This window comes from Micromonospora sp. NPDC048905 (assembly GCF_040649655.1).
Taxonomy (GTDB): Bacteria; Actinomycetota; Actinomycetes; order Mycobacteriales; family Micromonosporaceae; genus Micromonospora.
Window position 1 is genome coordinate 102,225 of sequence record NZ_JBEZFV010000012.1, and the last position, 21,020, is coordinate 123,244.

A 21,020-nucleotide genomic window follows, 5' to 3' on the forward strand; every position below is an offset into this window, starting at 1 on the left:
CAGTTCGCGTGGGTCACCGGCGGCTCCGTCCGTCTCGCCTGATCGAGCCTATCCATTGAACACGCTGCGTGCAGCGCTGGTATACGCGCGACGCATATCTCAAGGACCGCCCAACAAGGGAGCAGATGCTCAGGCCGGACGAAGCAACCGCAGCGCCTCGACCACCATCGCCCAACGATCCTTCTCGCCCACCGGGTTGAGCACCTTCCCCTTGGCGACGACTACACCGGCCCCGCGCAGCACCGCCACGTGACCCGCATACGCCGGATGGGCAGCCAACTCCGCCTTCACGTGTGGAAACGCAAGGATCGGCAGCCCCGCCCCCAACGACTCGTTGAGGACGCCGAGCGCCAGCGTGTCGTTGATGCCCAACGCCCACTTCGTCACCGTGTTGAACGTGACCGGCGCGGCCACCACCACATCAGCCGGCGGGTGCGGCTCGGGGTCGCCGGGCATCCGCCACTCCACGCGTACGAGATAGCCGGTCTTGTTCTGCAACGCCTCCCGGTCGAGCCACCGCGCGGCGGTCGGGCTGACGATCATGCACACCCGCCAGCCGTCGGCGATCAGCAGATCGACCAGCTCGTCGACGTGTTCCGCCGGACCCGCGGCGCAGACGACCAGATACAGCACCGGACGTTCCGTCATGCCCGCAGTCTGCCCGACCAGGATGACGCGTAGTCGACCGCATACGGGTCGCGCATGCTGCCGATGATCACCGTGGCATGCTGTTTCGCCTGGTCAGACGCGAGAGTCGACGCATGGCCCGGGGCGGGTGCTGGCTTCGGGTTGCGCCGGCCCTCAACGGCGCAGCTCCATCCCGCCCGCCCCGGTGCCGCTCGATCCGCCAACCTCTCGGAGCCGGCATGCCCACCCTGATCGACGACGACCATCCGTCTCACGCGAGCCTGGCCGCAGCCTGGGCGTCGGTCGATGTGCGGGCAGCCGGCGACTTCTGGTGCACCCTCGAAGACCGCCGGTCCGGCCTACTCCCACACCGCGACGCGCCGCTGTTCTTCACCGCGCTGGGCCGCCTCATGGTCGGCGACGACCCTGCGGGCCGGTCCGCGCTGCTCCTGGTGCTCGGCCGCGCGTACCGTCACTTTGCCCTGCTCCCGCACTCCACCACCATCGGCGACGCGCTGCTCGCCACCGTGGCCCGGCACGCGCGCCCACTGTGGACACCACGACTCGCGCTCGCCGCGGAGCGCGCCCTGTGCCGCGCCACGCACGCCATCCGCCAGGCCGCCGCTCGCGTCGGCGACGGCCGGGCCTGGTGGCACGTCCAGGTGATCGGCCACGAGCGGCCGTCGCCCGACATCGCCATCCTGACGGTACGTCCCTGGCGGCGACTGCCCTTCCAGCCAGGCCAGGTGGTCCCGGTGTGCACGCCGCGCCTGCCGGGCCGCTGGCGCTGGCTTTCGCCGGCCAATGCCCCGCGCGCCGACGGCACCGTCGAGCTGCACGTCCGCGCCGTACCCGCCGGCATCGTCTCCCACCGCCTGGTCCACGAGGTACGCCCCGGCGAGCAACTTTGGCTCGGTCCACCCGGCGGCACCGGGCTGACCCTCGACCGGTCGCGCACGAACGATCTGCTGCTCGTCGCCGGTGGCACCGGTCTGGCGCCGCTGCGCGCCCTGGTCGAGCAGGTCGCCGCCGCACCGGATGGCCGGCGGGTGACGCTCGTCGTCGGCGCGCGCAGCTTTACCGACCTGTACGACGCGATCACCCTCGACAAGCTGCAATGCGCCCACGACTGGCTCACCGTCGTGCCGGCGTTCTCGGCCGATCCCTGCGCCGAGCCGGCCGAGCAGGGCGACGCCCTGACCATCGCCCTCGACCACCACCAGCCCGGCCAGGACATCTACCTGTGCGGTCCGCCTGCGATGATGGCCGGCGCCCGATCCCGGCTCCTGGCCCTCGGCATCCCCGCCACCCACATCCACACCCCCGCAACCTTCACCCGCTGACAGCCGGATGCCGCAGTCGACACAACCTGCCGGGTCCCTGCGAGGTAGATAGATTCACTTTCTCCTATCCGAAAACACGAACAATTCAGGCGATGCCTTGACCCTCGTCTTGTTAGCCTGACCGCCAATCCACAATCGTGGGAGATGAACATGACGGGACATTGGGAAGCAGACCGCACTGCGAGCTTCTCGCGCAGACTCGGCAAGTCGGCCGCGGAGCTGGGCGAGAGTGGGGGAACGACGACGTGTCCCGACGTCTGGGAGCTGTCGAACGGCGATGTCGCGGTCATCGGGCGTGATCTGACCGACGTCCTTACCACCCGGCTACCCCACGGTGTGAGCGTCGGTGCGGACGAACGGGTCGTCGTCATCCCGCGAAGCATGCTCGTTGCCGCCAAGCCGGACATCCCGGATGCGTGATCTGTTGGATGCGGTCGGCCGGCAGCGGCTGAGCCTCGCCGAGTACGACGCCGACTTCTACGCGACAGTCGAGTCGACCGACGGCCCGATCCTCAAGACCGAGCGGATGCAGACCTTCCGTGAGCCGGGCAGCCCCAGTTGGGAGGCGTACGCCGATGGCCGATGGGAGGATGCTCTTCGGATCGCGGCGGAGCCGAACCCGGAGTTGGTGGCGTTCTTCGCGCACCTTGACCAGCTCGGTTCCGGCCTTCGGCGCCTGCGGATCGTCGAACTTCCGTTGACGCCGTACCTGGTCTGGGAGCTGCATTTCCTTCGCTACCGGGCGGAAGCCGGGGAGCAGATTCGCGTGTTGGACGCGGGCTCGGTGAGCGACTGGGAGGCCGCGGCCGGCTTGGTTCCGGAGCTGATGGTGGTCGGCCGTCAAGCCGTCTACGAGGTCATCTACGACGATTCCGGCACCCCTGTCGGTGCGGAGAAGACAGTTGAACCGGCCGTGGTGGCGGGCTGCCGAAGTCGCGTGCTGTCGCTGCTTGAGCAGGCCGAGCCCTTCGAATCCTTCTTCCGTCGAGAGGTTGACGGGACGAGGCCGAGACAGCCGCAGCTGTAGTAGCCTGCCTCCACCAGCGAGCGTGGAGGCAGCGTGCCCCGACTCCGGATGGTCTCCGATCTGGCCCGTCGATCCGCCACGCCAACGATTCTGCTCCTTGCCGTCCTGGCCATGCTGGCGGCCGTTCTCCTTTCGCCCGCTGTTCTGCTCTGGATCGGCAAGCGGCCCGGGTACGACTGGCCGCTGTTGGGCAACGTCGGTCAGACGTACGGTGCCGCGTCGGCGATCCTCGCGGCCCTGGCGCTCATCGGTGTTGCGTCGTCGCTGGTGCTGCAGTCCCGGGAGGCGAAGGCGGCCCGGGAACAGGCAGTACGCGCCCTGCACACCGACCTGCTCAAGATGGCGATCGACGATCCGGCCCTTCTCGAATGCTGGGGGCCGATCGAGGACGCCACCGACCTCGAATGGTTCCGCAAGCACGTCTATGCGAACCTGATCGTGACCCACTGGCAGTCGATGTGGGAGGTGGACGTTCTCAGCGCGCCGCACCTGGAGGTACTCGCCGATCAGTTCTTCAAGGGTCAGGTGGGGCGGCGATTCTGGGCGGAGGCGCGTGGGCCGCGACGGAAGGCTGAGACGTCCCGGCGCGCGCGGCGGTTCACAGCGATCGTTGATCGCCGGTATCTCTTGGCAGTCGCGGCAGGACCGGCGGTGAACGAGCCTGCTACGGCTGTGCCGAACGCAGGCCCCGAGTCGAAGTCTCGGCGAGAGGCCGGAAAGGGTCGTGCCGCGGTGCTCGCGGTCGGAGTTGTGTTGGGAGCTGCGGCCTTCATCGCCGGCCGCCGTCGCCGTCAGGGCCGCGATGCCCACCGGCAACGTCTTTCACCGCCTGGCCCATGAGGTACGCGGGTTGCGGCACGTGTCGCCAGGAGGGCTGATGCCTGTGAGTCATCTTGATGACTCACAGGCATCACGCTCACCAGGGCAAGGCCGGCCGGACACGCCTCATGCCACTCGGCTGCGGGCACGAGGTCAGGAGGAGACGTCGCCGAATTCGCGTACGCCGTCGACGTCCAGCGTGATCCGGGCGTTCTCGGTCCACTGGCCGGTGGCGGCGAGCCAGCTCGGGTCGTCGCGCTCGTCGATGTCACTCCAACTGTGCCGGTGGTGCCGTAGCTGGATCGGCCCGGTCGACTCGCCCGGCTCCAGCATGCCGTCGGTGAAGGTCAGCTCGACCCAGCCGAAGATCGGCGTACCCGGGATCGGGTAGCCCGGTGGCGTGGGTGTGCTCGACGCGGGCGGAGCCGGCGGTGGGATGAAGAACTGCACGGTCTGCCGGATCCGGTCGCAGCCCAGCGCGGCCCAGTCGCAGTTGGGCGCCAGCGAGGTGTTGGCGCCCTCGAAGCGCAGGTAGTAGCGCACCCGCACGGCGCTCAGGTCGAGTGGCCCGGAGCCGGTGTTGGTGACCTTCAGGGCGTGCTGGATCTGGTTGTTGGTCGGAGACCAGTCGAGATTGAGGTAGCTGACCGTCGCGCGACCGTTGGCGGTCCGCACGGTGGTGACGGGCGAGGTGTCGGAGAAGCCGCCGAGCGCGCGGGCGGCAACCGCGATCCGGTACGTCGTGCCGGGCGCGAGGTCGGTCAGCGTGATCGTGCTGTCGATCGACGTGCCGAGCCAGCGGTACGTGTGCGGACCCAGCGGCACCTGCACCTCGTAGTTGATCGGCTGCTCGGCGGCCGGATCGCCGATCCAGGTGGATGGCGCCCAACTGAGGGTGAGCTGGTGTGGTTGGTTGACCACCACCGTGGGACTGCCGGGGGTGCTGATCGCCGGGCCGTCGGCACGGGCGGCGTCGACGGCGAGCAGGCTCGCCAGCGCGGCGAGGGCGACGGCGGCGGTCACGCGACGGGCAGGCATGACCGAATGGTAGCGGCAATAAACATCGATCAATGTGATGTCTCACCTGTTGGCGGGGGTGCGGGGCGGTGCCCCAATAGCGCATTGTCAGGATTCTGCACGTATTCGAGCTGGCGATCAATCAAGTGTCCTCAATACGCTGATCGGGCGGCCCATCCATCGCGAGGTGTCGAATGGTCATTCCCCGTCCCGTTGTCGCCGTGCTCGCGGCCGTACTCAGCTGGTTTTTGATCGTTTTTCCGACGCCTGGTCCGGCCGGCGCCGCTCCGGCCGGCAGTCCGGAAACGGCCGATTATCTGGCTGCCCACCCGGGCGGTAAGGCGATCAACGACAACGAGATCAGTTACGACGGTGGGGATTTCGTCGTGACCCTGCGGCGGCCGATCGGGACGCTCGCCGCGGCCGACTGCCCCTCGGGCTGGTACTGCTTCTACGAGTGGCCCAACTACGGCTATCCCCGGGGTCGGCTGTCCGACTGCGGACGGCAGAGCCTCGCCACCTGGTACTGGCAGTTCCGCGTCGAGTCGGCGCACTACAACCTCACGAGCGGATCCGTCGCGTTCTACTACTACGACACCCGGCTCTTCGACGTCGGTGCCGGAAACCGGGTCCGCAGCGACGCGTCCCCCTACCGCAACTGGCCGAACTACGTGCAGCGTCGCTGCGGGTGACGTCAGTCGCAGCCGGGCGCGGTGGTCCGGTTGGTCCGTTCCTTGTGCAGGAACAGCACATAGTCGAGGGTCTGGTTGTCGGTAACCGTGGTGGTCTCGTGACTGAGCAGCTCGCCGGTGTTCGGGTCGAACTGCACGGTCTCCCGCCGGTCCTCGATGTCGGCGCTGAAGGCCAACCCGGGTCGGTCGTCCCAGTCCGGGTACGCGCCCCGCTCCTGGATGCCCGGCGTGGCCGCCAACTCGAACAGCAGCGCCGAGATCTGCCCCGGGCTCAGCAGGTGGTAGCGGAAGAGCCGACTGACCACGTTGACCATCCCGGCGGCGGTGCGCAGTTCCGGCGGTAACTCGCTGAGTTGGGCGGCGAGCTGACGGCGCAGCTCCGACGGGTCCACGGAGGGCACCGGCGGCACCTCGGACAGGTCGCCCTGGCCGTACCGGAACGACGCGGGCGCGCCGGGGCCCCGACCCCTGGTGGTCGTCGTGACGACCCGGCGACCGGACAGCGCGGTACTCCACCACAGGCGCTCGTCCCGGTAGCTGCCCCGGTCGACCCCCGGCGCCAGGTCCGCCGGAGCCCAGACCCGCAGGCAGGACAGGGTGTACGTCCCGTCGGTGGGGCGCGGGGCGATCCCGGCGACGGCCAGCGCGAGGTCGGCGAGGCGCTGCGCTCTGCCGGCGTACCCCGGGGTTTCCGGCGGCGGTACGGCGCCCGGCGGTGCCTCGGTCGTCGGCGTGACCGGGGCCTCCCCGCGCCCCCTGATGTTGGAGGCACCGACCGCCACCAGTGACGTCAGCGTCACCCCGCCGCCGAGCAGGATCACCAGGACGGCCCGCAGTTTGGGTGGCAGCCCGCTGGTCCGGCCGGAGGCCGTCGGCGGCACCGGAGGCTTCGCGGCCGAGGGGCGGCGGGGCCGCGGGATGGCGTTCGTCCGGGTGGCGACGACGTGCCGGGGTGCCGACCGGTTGGCGCGTCGGTTTCCGTCCCGGTTCAGGGGCCGCCCCGGCGCGCTGGCGCTGGTCGCCGTCTCGGTCGCCGATCCCGGCCGGCCGCCGACGGCCGCGTTCCCGTGCCAGCCGCCGGGCACCTGGCGTGGCGGAATCGCCACCGTTCCCCACCGCCACCTTGGTGCCTCCGGGATCGACGGACGTCGCGGCTGGTCGAGGTGCTCCCGGTCCAGTGGGGCACCCCGGTTCTGCTGGCTCGGCTGCGCGCCCACCGCGTCGAACCGGGCCGGCCGGTCGTTGCCCGGGAACGCGGGCTGCGGGTCTGCGCCGACGAGCGGCACGGTGGGCAGGCCGGCCGCGGCAGGTGGGACGACATCGGGGCGGAACTCCCGCTGGTAGGCGAGCGCCGCGTGGGCGGCCAACCGGAAGTACCAGGCCCGACCGGCGCGGCCGGCGTCCTCGTAGGTGCAGCAGATCAGTGCCTGGCTCAGCAGGGAGAGCAGGTACTGCGCCCGCCAGTTCACACCCCAGTTGCCGTCCTTGGCGACCGCCAACCCGACCGCGTAGCTGGCCTTGATCACCTTGGCGGGCAGCGCGGGCAGCCGGTCCGACGGGCGTTCACGCGGGTCGATCAGCAGGGTACGCAGGGCGTCGGCCTGCACGCTGCGGGTGCCGGCCGTCAACTCGGCGAGGACGGCGTCCAACAGCAGGCTGACCAGGTCCCGGGTGAGCGGGGCGTCGACCGCGAACCGGTCGGTGTCCACCAGGCAGAACTTCTTCACATGCACCGACCACGTACCGGAGGACGGGAAGAGAGCGTTGCCCCTGTGCAGATCCCCGTGGGACACCCCGCAGAGCTGGTCGAGCGGATCGCCGTCAAAGAGCGAGTTGCCGTCGCCGAACCGGAGGGGGTTGGGGACCACGGTGTTGGTGGCGGGGTCGAGCAGCCAGTCGACGTCCAGGTCGTGCAGACCGAGCGCGTCCGCCGCCGTGTACACCTCGGAGATGGCTCCGGCGTCGGTCAGCTCCCGGCGCGCGAACTCCACGACGCTGGTCCGGCTGCTCCGCCGGCCCGCGCGGTGCCACCCGTTCCACACCGCGTCGAGCAGCGTGCGGTAGGCGTCCTTGAGTTGGTTGTCGCTGACCCCGGCGAGCGGGACGACCAGCTCCGCGCCGTGCGCGATGTCCTGGAACATCAGGTACCGGCCGTCACCGACCGGGTATCGCGGGTACGGCTGGCGGACCAGGTGGCGCTCGGCGAAGCCGGCGTCGACGGCGACGGCCGCCGCGTGCCGGGCCGCTTCCTCGATCGCCTGCCCGGCCGGAAGCACCTTGACGTACAGCTGCTCGGCGTCCCGGCCGTCCCGTCGCTGCACGATGATCGGGATCAGCTCCGCACCGCTGCGCCCACGACGTCGGGTGGCATGGCACGGAGGGCGGACGGTGGCATCACGCCCGGCCGCCCACTCCCGCAACGCGACCGAAACCGTCGCATCCTGTATGTACCGTTCGAACTCGTCAACGGGACCGTCGCCCATGTCCGCCGTTGGACCTTCCACGAAGTGGTGAAAGTGGACGCGGACGGCAGGGGTGGCACGTCCGAGTGAGGGATGCGCGGTAGACGCGGAAGTCAAGCTACCGCAACTTTCGGGCGAACGCGGTATTTATTCGCAGCTTCCCCCCGCACCTACCTAAAAGTAATAAATGGTCACCTTACGCTTTAGTCACATAGCGATCGGTGACATCCATGGCTGCGGATATCTGGGCGTGGTCCGTTACGCGACGTAGTCGGTTTGCAGATAACGCCTGGCCAGATGGTTACCTACCGTGAATTCGTCATCACGAACGGCTTGGCGTCGGCGTCGTCACGCCGCCGTCCGGCCTCAGACGGGAGAAACACCATGCGTACCACCACACAAGCCCGAGCGTTCGTACTCGTGCTCGGTCTCGCCGCGGCCGGGGCGGTGCTCGTTCCGGCGAGCCCCGCGGCCGCCGCGGTCCCCGGCCTGGTCCGGATCGCCGCGACAAGCGTCAGCAGCTCGGCCGACTTCCACTCCGCCACGGCCACCTGCCCGGGCACCAAGGTGCTCACCGGCACCGGATACGAGCTGAACGGTGTCACCGGTGAGGGCGTCGTCGACGACCTGCGCCCCAACGGCGGCGTCGCCACCGCGCCGACGTCCGTCACCGTGGGCGCCTACGAGACGGAGGCGTTCGCCGGCAACTGGTCGGTGACGGCGTACGCGATCTGCGCCAACCCGCTGCCCGGCCTGGTGCGGGTCTCCGCGGTCAGCGTCAGCGACTCGGCCGACTTCCACTCCGCCACGGCCGCCTGCCCGGGCACCAAGGTGCTCACCGGTACGGGATACGAGCTGAACGGTGTCACCGGTGAGGGCGTCGTCGACGACTTCCGCCCCAACGGCGGCGTCGCCACCGCGCCGACGTCCGTCACCGCCGGCGCGTACGAAGCTGACGCCACCGCACTGAACTGGTCGGTTACCGCGTACGCGATCTGCGCCAACCCGCTGCCCGGTCTGGTCCGCGCGTCGGCCGTGGGCGCCAACAACTCACTCGACTTCCGCAGTGTCGTCGCGGGCTGCCCGGCCGGCAAGGTGATGACCGGCGCCGGCTACGAGCTGAACGGTGTCACCGGTGAGGGCATCGTGGACGACTTCCGGCCCAACGGCGGCGTCGCCACCGCGCCGACGACAGTCGACTCGGGTGCGTACGAGGAGGACGCCTTCGCCGGCAACTGGTCCGAGACGTCGTACGCCATCTGCGCCACGGCGTAACCAACCATCCGGTGTTGCCTCCCCGCGAACACGGGGCGGCAACACCCGGTCAGCTCACGCGCCGCCCTGGCGTTGGATCCGCCCATCGCCCGAGACCTTGGCTCGACCCAGGTCGCGCTCGGTGCCAGCGGAGCCGGTCGCGGTACGGCGGTGACGTTGGTCAGGCGAGTGCTCCACCGTCGAACCCTGGCGGCCCGGAGCGCCGCTGCCCGGATGCCGCCGACCTCGCGCCGACTCGCCACCGTTGTCGTGTTTGTTCTGCTTGTGGCTACCCATGGATCGCGCGTACCCGGTCACCGTGCGGCTAGTCCTGAGCTGGCGGCGATCGGCCCGGTCGACGCTCGCTGGAGCGACCGGCCTCACGGATTCCAGTAGACGAGGACGCTGGCCTGGTCGAAGCGTCGCTCCTTCAGGTCGGCACGCCGTATCACCCAGTAGATGGTCGCGCCGCCCTGTCTGCCGCCGTGAAACTCGGCCAGCAGAACCCAGTCACCATGGTCGGGTGGCCCGTCCTCGCCGGAGTTGCCCGAGCGGTGGGCGCCCAACCAGGCGGGGTTGAAACCGTTGCAGTCAGTGCCGTAGCCACCCAGCAGCAGCGGCGTCGTATGGCCCTCGTAGGAGAAGGCGCCGTCGGGCACGTCGCCCAGGACGTCCTGCCACACCTTGGTCAGCTCCTCGAACGGAGGATCGCCCGGCAACGGCGGAGACCACGGCGGCCCGGGAATCGTCTTGACGTAGGGCAGGGAGATGTCGACCGTGAGGTGCAGGTCGCCCTCCGGGATCTCCGCGTAGACCTCGGCGCACTCCTCGTCTTCCGGAGAGAAGCCCGGCGGATACTGCTCTCGCTCCTCGACGGGCACGCCCGCCGGCACGTACATCACCTGGCCGTAGCCGTCCTCCTCGGGCCAACCGAACAGCAGCAGGTGGCCGTCGGCCGGTAGCGGAAGGTCGGTCACGTCTGCCGGAAGGGCGGCACAGTCGATGGTGGCGATCAGGGGGAACGTGGGGTCCTTGGCGTCGGCGGGAAGCAGCACCGGCCCACGGATGGCGCCCACGACCGGCCCGTCACCCTGCTGTTTCAGGAGCGCGGACGGGCGGGCGAGCCCCAGCCAGCGCTCCACCTCGGCGGCGGGGATGTCGCGGCGCAGCGCCTCGGCGCGGACCTGGTCGAGAATCTTCTCGTTTCGGGGAAGCACGCGAACACCGTAGATCAACCGTGCGACACCCACCGTCCCCGCCGATGAGCGCTGTCGCGGGTCAGAAGGCAGGCGCCCCGGCAATCGATACCGCGACTTTCCGTCGGCGGGCGGCGGATGGGAGCGCCCGTCCATAGCGTCCGAACCACGAACTTCCGCGAGCGCGCGATCTGAGGGAGGCCGCCATGGCCGACGTGTTGGTGTTACCGGGTGAGCGGGCACCAGTCACTGTGGACATAAGCCGCTGGCGGGCCGGGCTGCCGCCGGACGCGTGGCCCGACGTGCTGCCGGCGACCGGCGAGGTCTGGCGACGGGACGTCTTCGCGGTGGCCGACGCGTACCGGGCCGGCTCCTCGAGCGCACGCCACCTGTTGACCGCCGTGCTGGTCTGGGCCTACGGACCCATCGGGTACGGCCCGTGGCGCGCCACCAGGTCGCTCGACGCCGACCCGAACGGCGAACGCCTGGCGTACGCGCTGGAAGAGATGTCCGTGCCGGCACCCGACGAGGCCGCGTTGCGCACGGCGTACCGCCGCTTCGGCAGCCCCGACCACGCTCGCCTGCCCTGGCTGGGGCCGGGCCTGTTCACGAAGGTCCTCTACTTCGTCGGCTACCGGCGCGGGGAGGGCGGCGTGCAGCCCCTGATCCTCGACCGTGTCGTGGCCAGCCTCCTCCCCGCCGAGGCGGGCGTCGGTCGGCGCAACGGCTGGTCGTCCGAGGAGTGGCTGGCCTACCTGCGGTGGGCGGCCGAGCAGGCCCGGGTGTGGGCGATCGAGGCGGACGAGGTCGAGATGGCGGTTGTCGGCGGCGGGTGAGGCGACTATCGCGCCGCGCGCAGGCGGGCGTCGAGCGCGTCGAGGTCGGCGACGAACCAGATGTGCCCGCCCTGGTTCGACTCGTGCACCAGGGCGCGCAGCGCGGCACTTTCCGCGAGCTGCGCCGAGATGTCGCCGACGATGGCCAACCGCAGCCGGTAGTTGACGAACTTCTGCATCACGTCGCCCGCGAAGCGGGTGCCCAACGAGAAGAAGCGTTCGTCGAGTCGGTCGGCCGGCACGGCGACCACCTGGGCGCCGAGGAAGGCCGCGCCGATCAGGTCCAGCGCATCCTGCTCGGTGGTGACGGTCGGGCCGGCCGGGTCGCACACCATCACCTGCACTCCGGCGCGTTCCTGGATCTCGTCAGGCATCGTGGACCTCCCGGTCGAGTAGGCCGTTGTCGGCGTTGAGGACGGCGTCGAGCAGGTGCAGCAGTTCGGCGGTGTCGGCCGGGGCGCCCAAGATGATGACCTTCATCCGGTGGCGTCGTTCGTCGTACACCGTCTGCACCCGCAGCGGGTTGGCCTGGTCGTGGGCGGTGTTGGCGCTGGTGAGCACGAGCGTGCCGAGCCGGTCGGCGGCGGCCCGGTCGACACCGTCGATCTGCACGATGCTCGACACCTCCGCCGGCCCGGTCACGACGGCCGGTGCCTGCCCGGTGAGGGCGTCGAGATCGCTGGCGGCGATCCGATACTGCTTGCCGATCCGCACCGCGTGCAGCCGGCCCGAGCGGATGTAGCCGCGCACCGTTCGTACGTGCAGCCCGAGTCGGTCGGCGACCTGCTCCACCGAAAATATTTCTTCCTTCATTGTTCCCTAACCTAGCCGCATAGGGAAGTTTGCGGAAGCATGCGGCCTGATTCGCTCATGACATCAGCTCCACCGGGCCGCGGCTCCCCACTGTCATCGGCCGGCGGCCGGCCGTTGTCAGATCTCGACGTCCATCGTCGGAGGGGTCCAGTACCGTCTGGGAACCATGGACGTGCGGCGCGGCGACGCCATCATCGGGCGGGATCACCCCGCGGCTCTGCTGCGCGCCGAGTTGGACCGGGCCGCCACCAGCCACGGCGGCCTCGCCCTGGTCACCGGCGAGCCGGGCATCGGCAAGACGACACTCGTCACGTCGGTGGCCTGGGAGGCCCGGCAGCGCGGCGCGCTGGTCCTCGGTGCCGCCTGCTGGGATTCCGACAGTGCCCCCGGCTACTGGCCGTGGGTGCAGGTGCTGCGCGGTCTGCGGCGCTCCGCCGACGACTGGGCGGTGGCACGGCAGGCCGCCGAGCCTGCCCTCGCGGCCCTGCTCGGTGAGTCCGGCACCAGCAAGGAGCCGGCCGACCGCCTGACCAGTTGGGCCGGCGTCGACAGCGTCCCGGACGTCGGTGACCAGGAGGCGTTCGCCCTGTACGACGGGGTGACCGCCGCACTCGTCGCGGTCTCCCAGCACCGGCCGGTCGTGGTCATCCTCGACGACCTGCACTGGGCCGACCCGGCCTCCCTGCGGCTGCTGAGCTTCGCCGCCCAGCACACCTGGTTCGAGCGCCTGCTGCTGATCGGCACCTACCGCGACGCCGAGGTCGAGTCGGGTGAGCACCCGCTTCGCCCGCTGCTGATGCCGCTCGTCGCGAAGGCCACCACCATCACCCTCACCGGCCTCTCCCGGGACGAGGTGGCCGCGTTGATGACCCGCACCGCCGGGCGGAAACCGGCCGCCGGCCTCGTCGACGAGGTGCACCGGCGGACCGGCGGCAACCCTTTCTTCATCGAGCAGACGGCTCGACTGTGGCATGCCGACGAGGCGGCGGACACGATCGCGCCCGGCGTACGGGAGGCGGTGCGGCGTCGCCTGGCCCAACTGCCCCCGGCCGTGGTCGAGGCGCTCACCGTCGCCGCCGTGCTGGGCCGCGAGTTCCACCGCCAGGTCCTCGCGGCGTGCGTGACCGCCCCCGTGGCGCAGGTCGACAGGCTGCTCGACCGTGCGCTGACGGCCCGGTTGGCGGTCTCCCGGGGCGGCGGCCGGTTCGCCTTCGCCCACGACCTGGTCCGCGAGACGCTCTACGACGGTCTGACCGACGACGATCGGCAGGCCCGCCACGGCACGGTGGTCCGGGCGGTCGACGACCTGCGGGAGCTCACCGACCTGCTGATCCCGGCCGACCTCGCCCGGCACGCCTACCTCGCCGGCCCGGCGCTCGACCGCGCCCGGGTGGCCACGCTGCTGGTCGCCGCCGGCCGGGACGCGTTCGCCCGGCTCGCCACCGACGAGGCAGCGGTGCACTACCGCCGAGCGCTGGAGATCGTCGAGGACCGTAGCCAACGGGTGCGGATCCTCGTCGAGTTCGGTGAGGCGCAATATCACCACGCCGACCGGGAAGAGGCCGAGCGCCTGCTCTCCGAGGCCGGGACACTGGCCCGCACCCTCGACGACCCGGCCCTGCTGGCCCGGGTCGCGCTCATCGTCAACCGCGCCCGCCAGGTGGTGACCGCCGACTCCGTCGAGGCGGCGGAGTTGGTCCGCGAGGCGTACCGGCGGCTGATCGGCGAACCGGATCCGGACGCGCCGGTCGGCGCGCTGATCGCCGACCTGATCACCGCCACCGAGTCGATCGCCCGTCGAGGGCGCGACGACGAGGCCCTCACCTTCAGCCTCTGGGCCCGCCACGACTCCACCTGGGGGCTGGGCACCGCGGCGGCCCGTGCCGTGCTGACCGCCGAGATCCGCGACGTGGCCCGCCGGACGGGAGACCGCGAGACCGAGCTGTGGGCCACCTCGCTGCGCTGGGTGGCGCTGCTGGAGTTGGGCGACCCCCGCTTCAACGACGAGTTCACCACCTTCATCAGCGCCGACCGGCGGGGCGACCTCGCTCGGCACGACATGGCGGCAACCGTCGACAGCGCGATCATCGCGGCTTTCCGAGGAGACTTCGCCGAGGCCGACAAGAGCTTCGCCGACATCACCGACCTGAGCCACGCCGAGTTCGGCTTCATGGGCCATCACCTGCGCTGGTCCCGGCTGTTGTTGCAGGGCCGGCACGCCGAGGCCGACACCCTGCTGGACGGCTTGGCCCCGCTCGACTACCCCTACCGCGAGTTGCTGCGGGCGATCACCGCGGCGGAGCGTGGCGACGACGAGACGACGGTCCGGCTGACCGCCGGCATCGAGGCCACCACCATCCGGTACCCGCGCCCCGTGTCGCCGCTCTGGCTGCGGTTGCAGGCGCAGGCCGCCGCGGCGTCCGGCGACCCGCGGCGCTGCGAGGCCGCGCGGGCCGCGCTCGCCCCGCACCGCGGCGAGTGGACCGTGGGGCTGTTCGGCTGCGACATCAGCGGCCCCGTCGACCACTGGCTGGCGCTCGTCGACGCCGCCCAACAGCGCTGGGACGACGCCATCGCCGGCTTCACGGCCGCGTGTGACTCCGCCGACCGGTTGGGCTCCCGCCCCTGGTCGCTCATCGCCCGCGCCGGCCTCGTGAACGCCCTCGCCGCGCGGGGACACCCGGCCGACGCCGCGACACTTGCCGCACTACGGGCCACCACCGCCCGGGAGGCAACCGCTCTCGGCATGACGCAGGTGCTCGACCGGCTCGGCGCGACCGTCGATCCGGCCGCACCCACCACCGCCACCGCACGCCAGGCCGTCACGCCGGGACCGGCTGTCGGCCCGACCATGGCCGCCGGGCCAGGTCAGCTCTCCGGGCCAGGCCAACTCAACGGGCTCGGCCAACTTGCCGCGCCGGGTCAGAGCGGCGGGCCGGCCAATGCCGGGCCAGGCCAGGCTTCCGCGTCCGGTCAGGCCGCGGCGGACGAGCCAGCCGGCGGGGGGTACGAGTTTCGGCGCGACGGTCCGGTCTGGCAACTCGGGTACGCCGGGTCGGTGGTGCACCTGCCCGACGCCAAGGGCCTGCGCGACCTGCACCTGCTGCTGAGCCGGCCGGGCACCGACGTGCCGGCGGTGGAGTTGCTCGACCCGGCCGCCGGTCCGGAGTTGATCGCCGCCCGCCGGATGGGTGCCGATCCCGTCCTCGACGACGAGGCGAAGGCCCGTTACCGGCAACACCTGGCACGTCTCGACGAGGAGATCGACCGGGCCGCCGCACGCGACGACGACCGCAAGGTGGCCGCGCTGGACAACGAACGGGGTGCGTTGCTCGACGAGCTGCGGGTGGCAGCGGGGCTGGCCGGCCGGAGCCGCCGGCTGGGCGACGAGGCCGAGCGGGCTCGCAAGACGGTGACCGCGCGGATCCGGGACACGCTGCGCAAGCTCGACGACCGCCACCCGGCGCTCGCCAGTCACCTGCGCGAATCCGTCTCCACCGGCAACGCGTGCCGCTACCTGCCCCCCGAGCCACTGCCCTGGCGGCTCTGAGATGTCCCCGCCCCACCCCAGGACGGCAAGGGTGGGGTGGGGACAGGGTCAGCGGCGGTTGTACCGGTACATGGTCAGGGTGCCGAAGACGACCAGGAAGCCGGCGCTCCAGGCCAGCAGCCACATGGTGGCCGACGGGTCCGACTCGCCGCTCATCGCCCCGCGGATCGCGGCCACCAGTTGCGTCACCGGGTTGACCTTCACGAACGCCTGGAGCCAGCCGGGCATGGTGCTCGGATCGACGAAGACGTTGCTCAGGAACGTCAGCGGGAACAGCACCATCATGCTGACCCCCATCACCGACTTCTCGCTGCGCAGGATCAGCCCGAAGAACGTCCACACCCAGGAGAACGCGAACGAGAACACCACCAGCAGCCCGATGCCGACGGCCGCGCCGACCACCCCGCCGGCGGGCCGGAAGCCGAGCACCAGCCCCAGGCCCAGGATCACCAGGGCGGCGAGGATGTAGCGCAGCACGTCGCCGAAGATCATGCCGACCAGGGCGGCGGGACGCCAGACGGGCAGCGTCCGGAACCTGTCGAAGATGCCCTTCTCGATGTCGGTGTTGAGGCCGATCCCGGTGTACATGGTGATCATCACGACGCTTGTCACCATGATGCCGGGCAGGAAGAACTGCAGGTACTCGCGCGGGCTGCCGGCGAGGGCACCGCCGAACAGGTACGTGAACATCAGCACCATGATGATCGGGAACGCGGTCACGTCGAAGAGCTGCTCCGGCACGTGCTTGATCTTCAGCATGGCCCGCCAGCCGAAGGTGAGCGACGCGCCGAGCGCGCTCGGTCGAGGCGGTCGGGCACCGGGCGCGAGCACCGTCGCCAGCGCCTCGGCGGAGGGGACGTAGACCGTCGGCGCCCGTTCGGTCGTGGTGGTCGTGGTGTCGCTCATCGGGCTGCCTCCAGCTCGTTGTCGGGCTCGTCGGCCGGCACGGCGGGGTGATCGGTCAGGGCCAGGAAGACCTCGTCCAGGCTCGGCTGGCCGAGGGAGAAGTTGTCCACGACGATGCCGGCACGGGCCAGCTCGCCGAGCGCTCGCGAGGCCTGGGCGCTGGCGTCGAGGTCGGTGCCGGCCTCACCGACGCGGGCGGTCAACGCCACCGGGTCGGCGGCGAGCTGCACCGGCACGCCGAGCGCCTCCCGGAGCACCCTCTCCGCCTCGGGCCGCTGGCCGGGATCGCGCAGTCGCAGGTGGACGGTGCCGGAGCCGACCGACGACTTCAGCTCACCCGGTGTGCCCTCGGCGATCACCCGGCCGTGGTCGACGACCGCGATCCGCCCGGCGAGCTGGTCGGCCTCGTCGAGGTACTGGGTGGTCAGCAGCACCGTCGTGCCGTGCGACACCACCGCCCGGACGATCTCCCACACCTGGTTGCGACTGCGCGGGTCGAGGCCCGTCGTCGGCTCGTCGAGGAACAGCAGATCGGGGGTGTTGAGGATGCTGGCGGCGATGTCGATGCGCCGCCGCATCCCACCCGAGTACTTCTTCACCTGGCGGTCACTCGCCTCGGTCAGACCGAACGCGGCGAGCAGTGCCGCCGCGCGCTCCCGGGCGGCCGGCTTGCGCAGGCCGAGCAGGCGGGCGAGGAGCACCAGGTTCTCCGTACCGGTCAGGTCCTCGTCGACGGAGGCGTACTGGCCGGTGAGGCTGACCCGGGACCGGACCTTGTCGGCCTCGGTGACCACGTCGTGCCCGAACACCCGGGCCGAGCCCCCGTCCGGGCGCAGCAACGTCGCGAGCACCCGGACTGCTGTGGTCTTGCCCGCCCCGTTCGGACCGAGCAGGCCGTAGACGGTGCCGGCGGGCACCTGAAGGTCCATGCCGGCCAGGGCCTTGGTGTCCCCGAACGAGCGGGTCAGTCCCTCGGCCTCGATGGCCAGGCCGGTGGTGCGTCTACTCATGATTCGTACCTTTCGAGGTGTACGGGTTGGCCTGCCACCCGTAAGGCGCGAGACGGAGGTCGGCCGCCCGCTAGATCAGATCTAGCGGGCGGCGTTTCGGGGTGGAATGTCGGCGCGGATCGGCTTGACTGGGGTCGACGGACAGGGGAATGGGATGGCTCAGGTACGCATCGACCCGTGGCGCGAGGAGGACCTCGACCTGCTGCGGCAGCTCAACACCCCGGAGACGCGCAAGCACACCGGCGGCCCGGAGACCGACGAGCAGGTGCTCGCCCGGCACGAGCGATACGTGCACTTCGCCGACGACGGCCAGGGTTGCATGTTCGTCATGGTCCTGCCAGACGGCGCGCGGGTGGGCAGCGTCGCCTACTGGTCCCGGCAGTGGCGGGAGCAGCAGGTCTACGAGATGGGCTGGGCGGTGCTGCCCGCGTACCGGGGGCAGGGGCTGGCCACCGCCGCGGTGCGCGCGGTGGTCGACGTGGCCCGCGCCCGGCGGACCCACCGCCACGCCCACGCCTACCCGTCGGTCGACAACGCGGCCTCGAACGCGGTCTGCCGCAAGGCCGGGTTCACGCTGCTCGGTGAGACCGGCTTCGAATACCCGCCGGGGCACCTGATGCGTGCCAACGACTGGCAGCTCGACCTGACCGCCCCACCGACCGGGAGTTGAGGTCGGCGGGGCGGTCGGTGGCAGGTCACCAGGTGGTGTCGAGGCGGTGTCGTTGCTCGGCGGTCAGCTCCAGGTCGACCGCCGCCAGGCTCTCCTCCAGTTGGGCCACCGAGGAGGCGCCCACCAGCGGGATGGACGGCAGGTCGCCGCCCAGCAACCAGGCGAGCACCACCTGGTTGACGGTCGCGCCGCTCTGCCCGGCCACGTCCCGCAGCGCGGCCAGCCGCCGGGGCGTACTCGGCAGGTCGTACGCCGAGCCGAGCGGCTTGTCGGCCCGGGTGAACGCCCCCTTGAGCAGCGGCGAGTATGCCACCAGGGTCAGCTCGGGCTCGGCACGCAGGTAGCTGAGCAGGTCACCGCCGACGCCGCCCGGCTCGCCGTCCGGGTCCAGTTCGCTGATCAGGTCGGTGCGGGTCGGCAGGTAGCTGCGGTGGTACTGGAGCACCTCGTACCCGGGCAGGCCGGCGGCGGCGGCCAACGCGCGGGCCCGCTCCACCCGCCAGGCCCGGTGGTTGCTGGCGCCCAGCAGACCCACCGTGCCCTCGGCGACCAGCTCGGCGAAGCCCTCCACAGTTTCCTGGAGCGGCACGGTCCGGTCCTCGATGTGCGCGTAGAGCAGGTCCAGCCGCTCCACCCCGAGCCGTTCCCGGCTGCGCTCCGCCGACTCGCGGATCACCTTCGCCGACAGGCCCTCGGCGTTGTCCAGATAGCTGGTCCCCGGGGCCAGCGGTCGGGCACCCAGCTTGGTGGCGATGACGATCTCGGCGCCGACGCCCCGGCTGCGCCGCCACCGGCCGAGCAGCGCCTCACTCTGCCCGCCCTGCCCGCCGTCCACCCAGAACGCGTAGTTGTCCGACGTGTCGATGAACGTGCCGCCGGCCTCGACGTACCGGTCGAGGATCGCGTACGAGGTGACCTCGTCGGTGGCGCTGCCGAACAGCATGGCCCCGAGGCTGAGCACGCTGACCTCGCGCCGGGTCGCCGGGTCGGTGCCGATCGTGCGGTACCGCATGGGGATCTCCTTCCGTGCGCCCTGCCGGTGGGCGCCTGCGGATCACCCTGACGGCTGGAGTGCGCTCCAGGTCAAGCGCTCGGTCACCAGGGCAGTACGCCGTAGCCACCGCCGGTGTCCATCTGGAAGCCCCAGAACAGCCCGCTCGGGCCGTCGGCCGGCAGCGTCGCCAGGTGCACGCTCACCTCGGCGCCCTGTTCGGCACTGCGGAAGCCGTTGTTGCCGTTCAGGTCGGTGGCGCAGTAGCCCGGGTTGGCCGCGTTCACCTTGATCGGGGTGTCCCGCAGCTCCTTGGCGTACATGGCGGTGAGCATGTTCAGCGCCGCCTTCGACGACGGGTACGGCAGGGAGGTCAACGCGAACAGCGCGCTCGCCGGGTCGGTCATCGCCGCGATCGAGCCGACATCGCTGGAGACGTTGACGATGCGGGCCGCGGTTGCCCGGCGCAGCAGTGGCAGCAGCGCATTGGTCACCGTCGCCACCCCGAACACGTTCGTCTCGTACACCCCGCGCAGCGTCGCCACCGTCGTCTCGGTGGGCAGCCCTCGCTCTCCGTCGACGAGGATGATGCCGGCGTTGTTGACGAGCACGTCCAGCCGGCCGTACTCCGTCTCCACCAGCTTCGCGGCTGCCGCCACCGACTCGGCGTCGGTGACGTCCAGCGGCACGAACCGCGCGTCCGCGCCGCCGTCGCGCAGCTTCCGTTCCGCTGTCCGGCCGCGCTCGGCGTCGCGGGCACCGACCAGCACGGTCATCCCGAGGGCGCCGAGCTGCCGGGCGGTGGCGAAGCCGATCCCCTTGTTGGCCCCGGTGATCAGGGCGATCATGTTCGTCATGCCGTCGAGCCTGTCTGCGCCGGCGGCCCCGGGGGAGAGACGGGCCGAGCCTGGGACCGGCGGTACCACCCTCGCGAGCCCGGCCCGGGGCATGCTGGAGGCATGACGAGCGGCGGTCTGCGGCGGGACGAACTGGCGGCGTTCCTGCGCACCCGCCGCGCCCGGCTGCGCCCCGCCGAGGTCGGCCTTCCCGACGGGGTACGGAGACGCACCCCCGGCCTGCGCCGACAGGAGGTGGCCCAGCTCGCCGGGATGTCGATCGACTACTACATCCGGCTGGAGCAGGGCCGGGGGCCGCACCCGTCCCGGCAGGTGCTCGCCGCGATGGCCCGGGCGCTGCTGCTGAGCCGGGACGAACGGGAGTACCTGTTCCGGATCGCCGGGGAAAATCCGCCACCGGTCGGCGGGCCGAGCCGGGAGGTTCCGCCCGGGATGCGGCACCTGCTCGACGCGATGACCGAAACCCCGGCGTACCTCGTCGACGCCGCGTACCACGTGCTGGTCTGGAACCGGCTTGCCACGTACTTCGTGGGGGATCTCGCGGCCGTGCCCGACGCGGACCGCAACATGATCCGGTGGACGTTCCGGCAGCCGGCGACCGGCGCGCACTGGGCCGATGCCGAGGTGCTCCGCTTCGTGCGCAGCACGGTGGCTGACCTGCGGGCCGCCTACGGGCGCTACCCGGCCGATCCGGCGATCCGCGAGCTGGTCACCGAGCTGCTCGGCACCTCGCCCCGATTCGCCCGGCTCTGGGCCGAGCACGACGTCGCGGAACGCCGCCCGGTCGTCAAGCGGGTGCCGCACCCCGACCTGGGGCCGTTGGAGTTCGAGTGCCGTGTCCTGCTGGTGCCGGAGACCGACCAGCGGATGATCGTCTATGTTGCCGAGCCCGGATCGCCGACCCACGCGGTGTTCCGCCGGATCGCCGAGCGCGTCGGCTCCTGAAACCC

General features: G+C 71.1%; 20 protein-coding genes. 10 read left to right on the top strand and 10 right to left on the bottom strand.

Features of this window, described 5'->3' with window-relative positions; all coding sequences use genetic code 11:
• Positions 1–129: 129 nt before the first annotated feature.
• Entirely contained in the window at positions 130–648 is a 519-nt protein-coding gene (locus AB0C01_RS26805) for a flavoprotein (RefSeq protein ID WP_357242196.1), read from the bottom strand.
• 218 nt (positions 649–866) lie between these two features.
• Between AB0C01_RS26805 and AB0C01_RS26810 the strand changes: the two genes are divergently transcribed.
• From AB0C01_RS26810 to AB0C01_RS26825, 4 genes are all read left to right on the top strand, one after another.
• The gene (locus AB0C01_RS26810) at positions 867–1,970 is read left to right on the top strand and encodes an FAD-binding oxidoreductase (RefSeq protein WP_357572438.1); all 1,104 of its coding nucleotides are present in this window, start codon (positions 867–869) and stop codon (positions 1,968–1,970) included.
• A gap of 144 nt (positions 1,971–2,114) precedes the next feature.
• Positions 2,115–2,390 carry a hypothetical protein gene (locus tag AB0C01_RS26815; protein WP_357572439.1) on the top strand — a complete coding sequence of 92 codons (276 nt, stop codon included), beginning with the start codon at positions 2,115–2,117 and terminating at the stop codon, positions 2,388–2,390.
• On the top strand, positions 2,383–2,997 hold the full coding sequence (locus tag AB0C01_RS26820) for a DUF6879 family protein (RefSeq protein WP_357572440.1): 615 nt from the start codon (positions 2,383–2,385) through the stop codon (positions 2,995–2,997). The genes AB0C01_RS26815 and AB0C01_RS26820 overlap by 8 nt, the downstream gene beginning before the upstream one ends.
• A gap of 48 nt (positions 2,998–3,045) precedes the next feature.
• Positions 3,046–3,837, top strand: a complete 792-nt coding sequence (locus AB0C01_RS26825) for a DUF6082 family protein (protein WP_357572441.1) — start codon at positions 3,046–3,048, stop codon at positions 3,835–3,837.
• A 132-nt stretch (positions 3,838–3,969) separates the two neighbouring features.
• Here AB0C01_RS26825 and AB0C01_RS26830 read toward each other — a convergent pair whose 3' ends face one another.
• Entirely contained in the window at positions 3,970–4,854 is an 885-nt protein-coding gene (locus tag AB0C01_RS26830; RefSeq protein ID WP_357572442.1) for a cellulose binding domain-containing protein, read from the bottom strand.
• Between the two features lie 173 nt (positions 4,855–5,027).
• On the opposite strand from AB0C01_RS26830, the gene AB0C01_RS26835 reads away from it, so the two are divergent.
• Positions 5,028–5,525, top strand: a complete 498-nt coding sequence (locus AB0C01_RS26835) for a peptidase inhibitor family I36 protein (protein ID WP_357572443.1) — start codon at positions 5,028–5,030, stop codon at positions 5,523–5,525.
• A gap of 2 nt (positions 5,526–5,527) precedes the next feature.
• On the opposite strand, the gene AB0C01_RS26840 is transcribed toward AB0C01_RS26835, so the two are convergent.
• Positions 5,528–8,008, bottom strand: coding sequence for a hypothetical protein (locus tag AB0C01_RS26840; RefSeq protein ID WP_357572444.1), 2,481 nt, complete (start codon positions 8,006–8,008; stop codon positions 5,528–5,530).
• Positions 8,009–8,371: 363 nt separating this feature from the next.
• Between AB0C01_RS26840 and AB0C01_RS26845 the strand changes: the two genes are divergently transcribed.
• Complete coding sequence (locus tag AB0C01_RS26845) at positions 8,372–9,262, top strand: hypothetical protein (RefSeq protein ID WP_357242214.1); 891 nt, start codon at positions 8,372–8,374, stop codon at positions 9,260–9,262.
• A gap of 359 nt (positions 9,263–9,621) precedes the next feature.
• Here AB0C01_RS26845 and AB0C01_RS26850 read toward each other — a convergent pair whose 3' ends face one another.
• Entirely contained in the window at positions 9,622–10,458 is an 837-nt protein-coding gene (locus AB0C01_RS26850) for a hypothetical protein (protein WP_357242216.1), read from the bottom strand.
• Between the two features lie 185 nt (positions 10,459–10,643).
• On the opposite strand from AB0C01_RS26850, the gene AB0C01_RS26855 reads away from it, so the two are divergent.
• A complete protein-coding gene (locus tag AB0C01_RS26855) occupies positions 10,644–11,273 on the top strand; it encodes a hypothetical protein (protein WP_357572445.1) in 630 nt (209 codons plus the stop codon).
• A gap of 5 nt (positions 11,274–11,278) precedes the next feature.
• Here the strand turns inward: AB0C01_RS26855 and AB0C01_RS26860 are convergent, their stop codons facing one another.
• Entirely contained in the window at positions 11,279–11,647 is a 369-nt protein-coding gene (locus AB0C01_RS26860) for a DUF4180 domain-containing protein (RefSeq protein ID WP_357572446.1), read from the bottom strand.
• Positions 11,640–12,086, bottom strand: a complete 447-nt coding sequence (locus AB0C01_RS26865; RefSeq protein WP_357572447.1) for a helix-turn-helix domain-containing protein — start codon at positions 12,084–12,086, stop codon at positions 11,640–11,642. The genes AB0C01_RS26860 and AB0C01_RS26865 overlap by 8 nt, the downstream gene beginning before the upstream one ends.
• 166 nt (positions 12,087–12,252) lie before the next feature.
• On the opposite strand from AB0C01_RS26865, the gene AB0C01_RS26870 reads away from it, so the two are divergent.
• On the top strand, positions 12,253–15,636 hold the full coding sequence (locus AB0C01_RS26870; RefSeq protein WP_357572448.1) for an AAA family ATPase: 3,384 nt from the start codon (positions 12,253–12,255) through the stop codon (positions 15,634–15,636).
• Between the two features lie 48 nt (positions 15,637–15,684).
• Here the strand turns inward: AB0C01_RS26870 and AB0C01_RS26875 are convergent, their stop codons facing one another.
• Entirely contained in the window at positions 15,685–16,542 is an 858-nt protein-coding gene (locus AB0C01_RS26875) for an ABC transporter permease (RefSeq protein ID WP_357572449.1), read from the bottom strand.
• Positions 16,539–17,552 (bottom strand): ATP-binding cassette domain-containing protein, encoded by a 1,014-nt coding sequence (locus tag AB0C01_RS26880; RefSeq protein WP_357242234.1) that lies wholly within the window; start codon positions 17,550–17,552, stop codon positions 16,539–16,541. The genes AB0C01_RS26875 and AB0C01_RS26880 overlap by 4 nt, the downstream gene beginning before the upstream one ends.
• A 154-nt stretch (positions 17,553–17,706) precedes the next feature.
• Between AB0C01_RS26880 and AB0C01_RS26885 the strand changes: the two genes are divergently transcribed.
• Positions 17,707–18,222 carry a GNAT family N-acetyltransferase gene (locus tag AB0C01_RS26885; protein WP_357572450.1) on the top strand — a complete coding sequence of 172 codons (516 nt, stop codon included), beginning with the start codon at positions 17,707–17,709 and terminating at the stop codon, positions 18,220–18,222.
• 25 nt (positions 18,223–18,247) lie between these two features.
• Here AB0C01_RS26885 and AB0C01_RS26890 read toward each other — a convergent pair whose 3' ends face one another.
• Both AB0C01_RS26890 and AB0C01_RS26895 read right to left on the bottom strand, forming a co-directional pair.
• Positions 18,248–19,234, bottom strand: coding sequence for an aldo/keto reductase (locus AB0C01_RS26890; protein ID WP_357572451.1), 987 nt, complete (start codon positions 19,232–19,234; stop codon positions 18,248–18,250).
• An 83-nt stretch (positions 19,235–19,317) separates the two neighbouring features.
• Positions 19,318–20,070, bottom strand: a complete 753-nt coding sequence (locus AB0C01_RS26895; RefSeq protein WP_357572452.1) for an SDR family oxidoreductase — start codon at positions 20,068–20,070, stop codon at positions 19,318–19,320.
• A 102-nt stretch (positions 20,071–20,172) separates the two neighbouring features.
• Between AB0C01_RS26895 and AB0C01_RS26900 the strand changes: the two genes are divergently transcribed.
• Positions 20,173–21,015 (top strand): helix-turn-helix transcriptional regulator, encoded by an 843-nt coding sequence (locus tag AB0C01_RS26900; protein WP_357242245.1) that lies wholly within the window; start codon positions 20,173–20,175, stop codon positions 21,013–21,015.
• The last annotated feature ends 5 nt before the right edge of the window (positions 21,016–21,020 follow it).

Bases quoted from the DNA above. Each gene is read 5' to 3' on its own strand.
- AB0C01_RS26805 (WP_357242196.1), bottom strand. From the start codon at position 648: ATGACGGAACGTCCGGTGCTGTATCTGGTCGTCTGCGCCGCGGGTCCG.
- AB0C01_RS26810 (WP_357572438.1), top strand. From the start codon at position 867: ATGCCCACCCTGATCGACGACGACCATCCGTCTCACGCGAGCCTGGCC.
- AB0C01_RS26815 (WP_357572439.1), top strand. From the start codon at position 2,115: ATGAACATGACGGGACATTGGGAAGCAGACCGCACTGCGAGCTTCTCG.
- AB0C01_RS26820 (WP_357572440.1), top strand. From the start codon at position 2,383: ATGCGTGATCTGTTGGATGCGGTCGGCCGGCAGCGGCTGAGCCTCGCC.
- AB0C01_RS26825 (WP_357572441.1), top strand. From the start codon at position 3,046: ATGGTCTCCGATCTGGCCCGTCGATCCGCCACGCCAACGATTCTGCTC.
- AB0C01_RS26830 (WP_357572442.1), bottom strand. From the start codon at position 4,854: ATGCCTGCCCGTCGCGTGACCGCCGCCGTCGCCCTCGCCGCGCTGGCG.
- AB0C01_RS26835 (WP_357572443.1), top strand. From the start codon at position 5,028: ATGGTCATTCCCCGTCCCGTTGTCGCCGTGCTCGCGGCCGTACTCAGC.
- AB0C01_RS26840 (WP_357572444.1), bottom strand. From the start codon at position 8,008: ATGGGCGACGGTCCCGTTGACGAGTTCGAACGGTACATACAGGATGCG.
- AB0C01_RS26845 (WP_357242214.1), top strand. From the start codon at position 8,372: ATGCGTACCACCACACAAGCCCGAGCGTTCGTACTCGTGCTCGGTCTC.
- AB0C01_RS26855 (WP_357572445.1), top strand. From the start codon at position 10,644: ATGGCCGACGTGTTGGTGTTACCGGGTGAGCGGGCACCAGTCACTGTG.
- AB0C01_RS26860 (WP_357572446.1), bottom strand. From the start codon at position 11,647: ATGCCTGACGAGATCCAGGAACGCGCCGGAGTGCAGGTGATGGTGTGC.
- AB0C01_RS26865 (WP_357572447.1), bottom strand. From the start codon at position 12,086: ATGAAGGAAGAAATATTTTCGGTGGAGCAGGTCGCCGACCGACTCGGG.
- AB0C01_RS26870 (WP_357572448.1), top strand. From the start codon at position 12,253: ATGGACGTGCGGCGCGGCGACGCCATCATCGGGCGGGATCACCCCGCG.
- AB0C01_RS26875 (WP_357572449.1), bottom strand. From the start codon at position 16,542: ATGAGCGACACCACGACCACCACGACCGAACGGGCGCCGACGGTCTAC.
- AB0C01_RS26880 (WP_357242234.1), bottom strand. From the start codon at position 17,552: ATGAGTAGACGCACCACCGGCCTGGCCATCGAGGCCGAGGGACTGACC.
- AB0C01_RS26885 (WP_357572450.1), top strand. From the start codon at position 17,707: ATGGCTCAGGTACGCATCGACCCGTGGCGCGAGGAGGACCTCGACCTG.
- AB0C01_RS26890 (WP_357572451.1), bottom strand. From the start codon at position 19,234: ATGCGGTACCGCACGATCGGCACCGACCCGGCGACCCGGCGCGAGGTC.
- AB0C01_RS26895 (WP_357572452.1), bottom strand. From the start codon at position 20,070: ATGACGAACATGATCGCCCTGATCACCGGGGCCAACAAGGGGATCGGC.
- AB0C01_RS26900 (WP_357242245.1), top strand. From the start codon at position 20,173: ATGACGAGCGGCGGTCTGCGGCGGGACGAACTGGCGGCGTTCCTGCGC.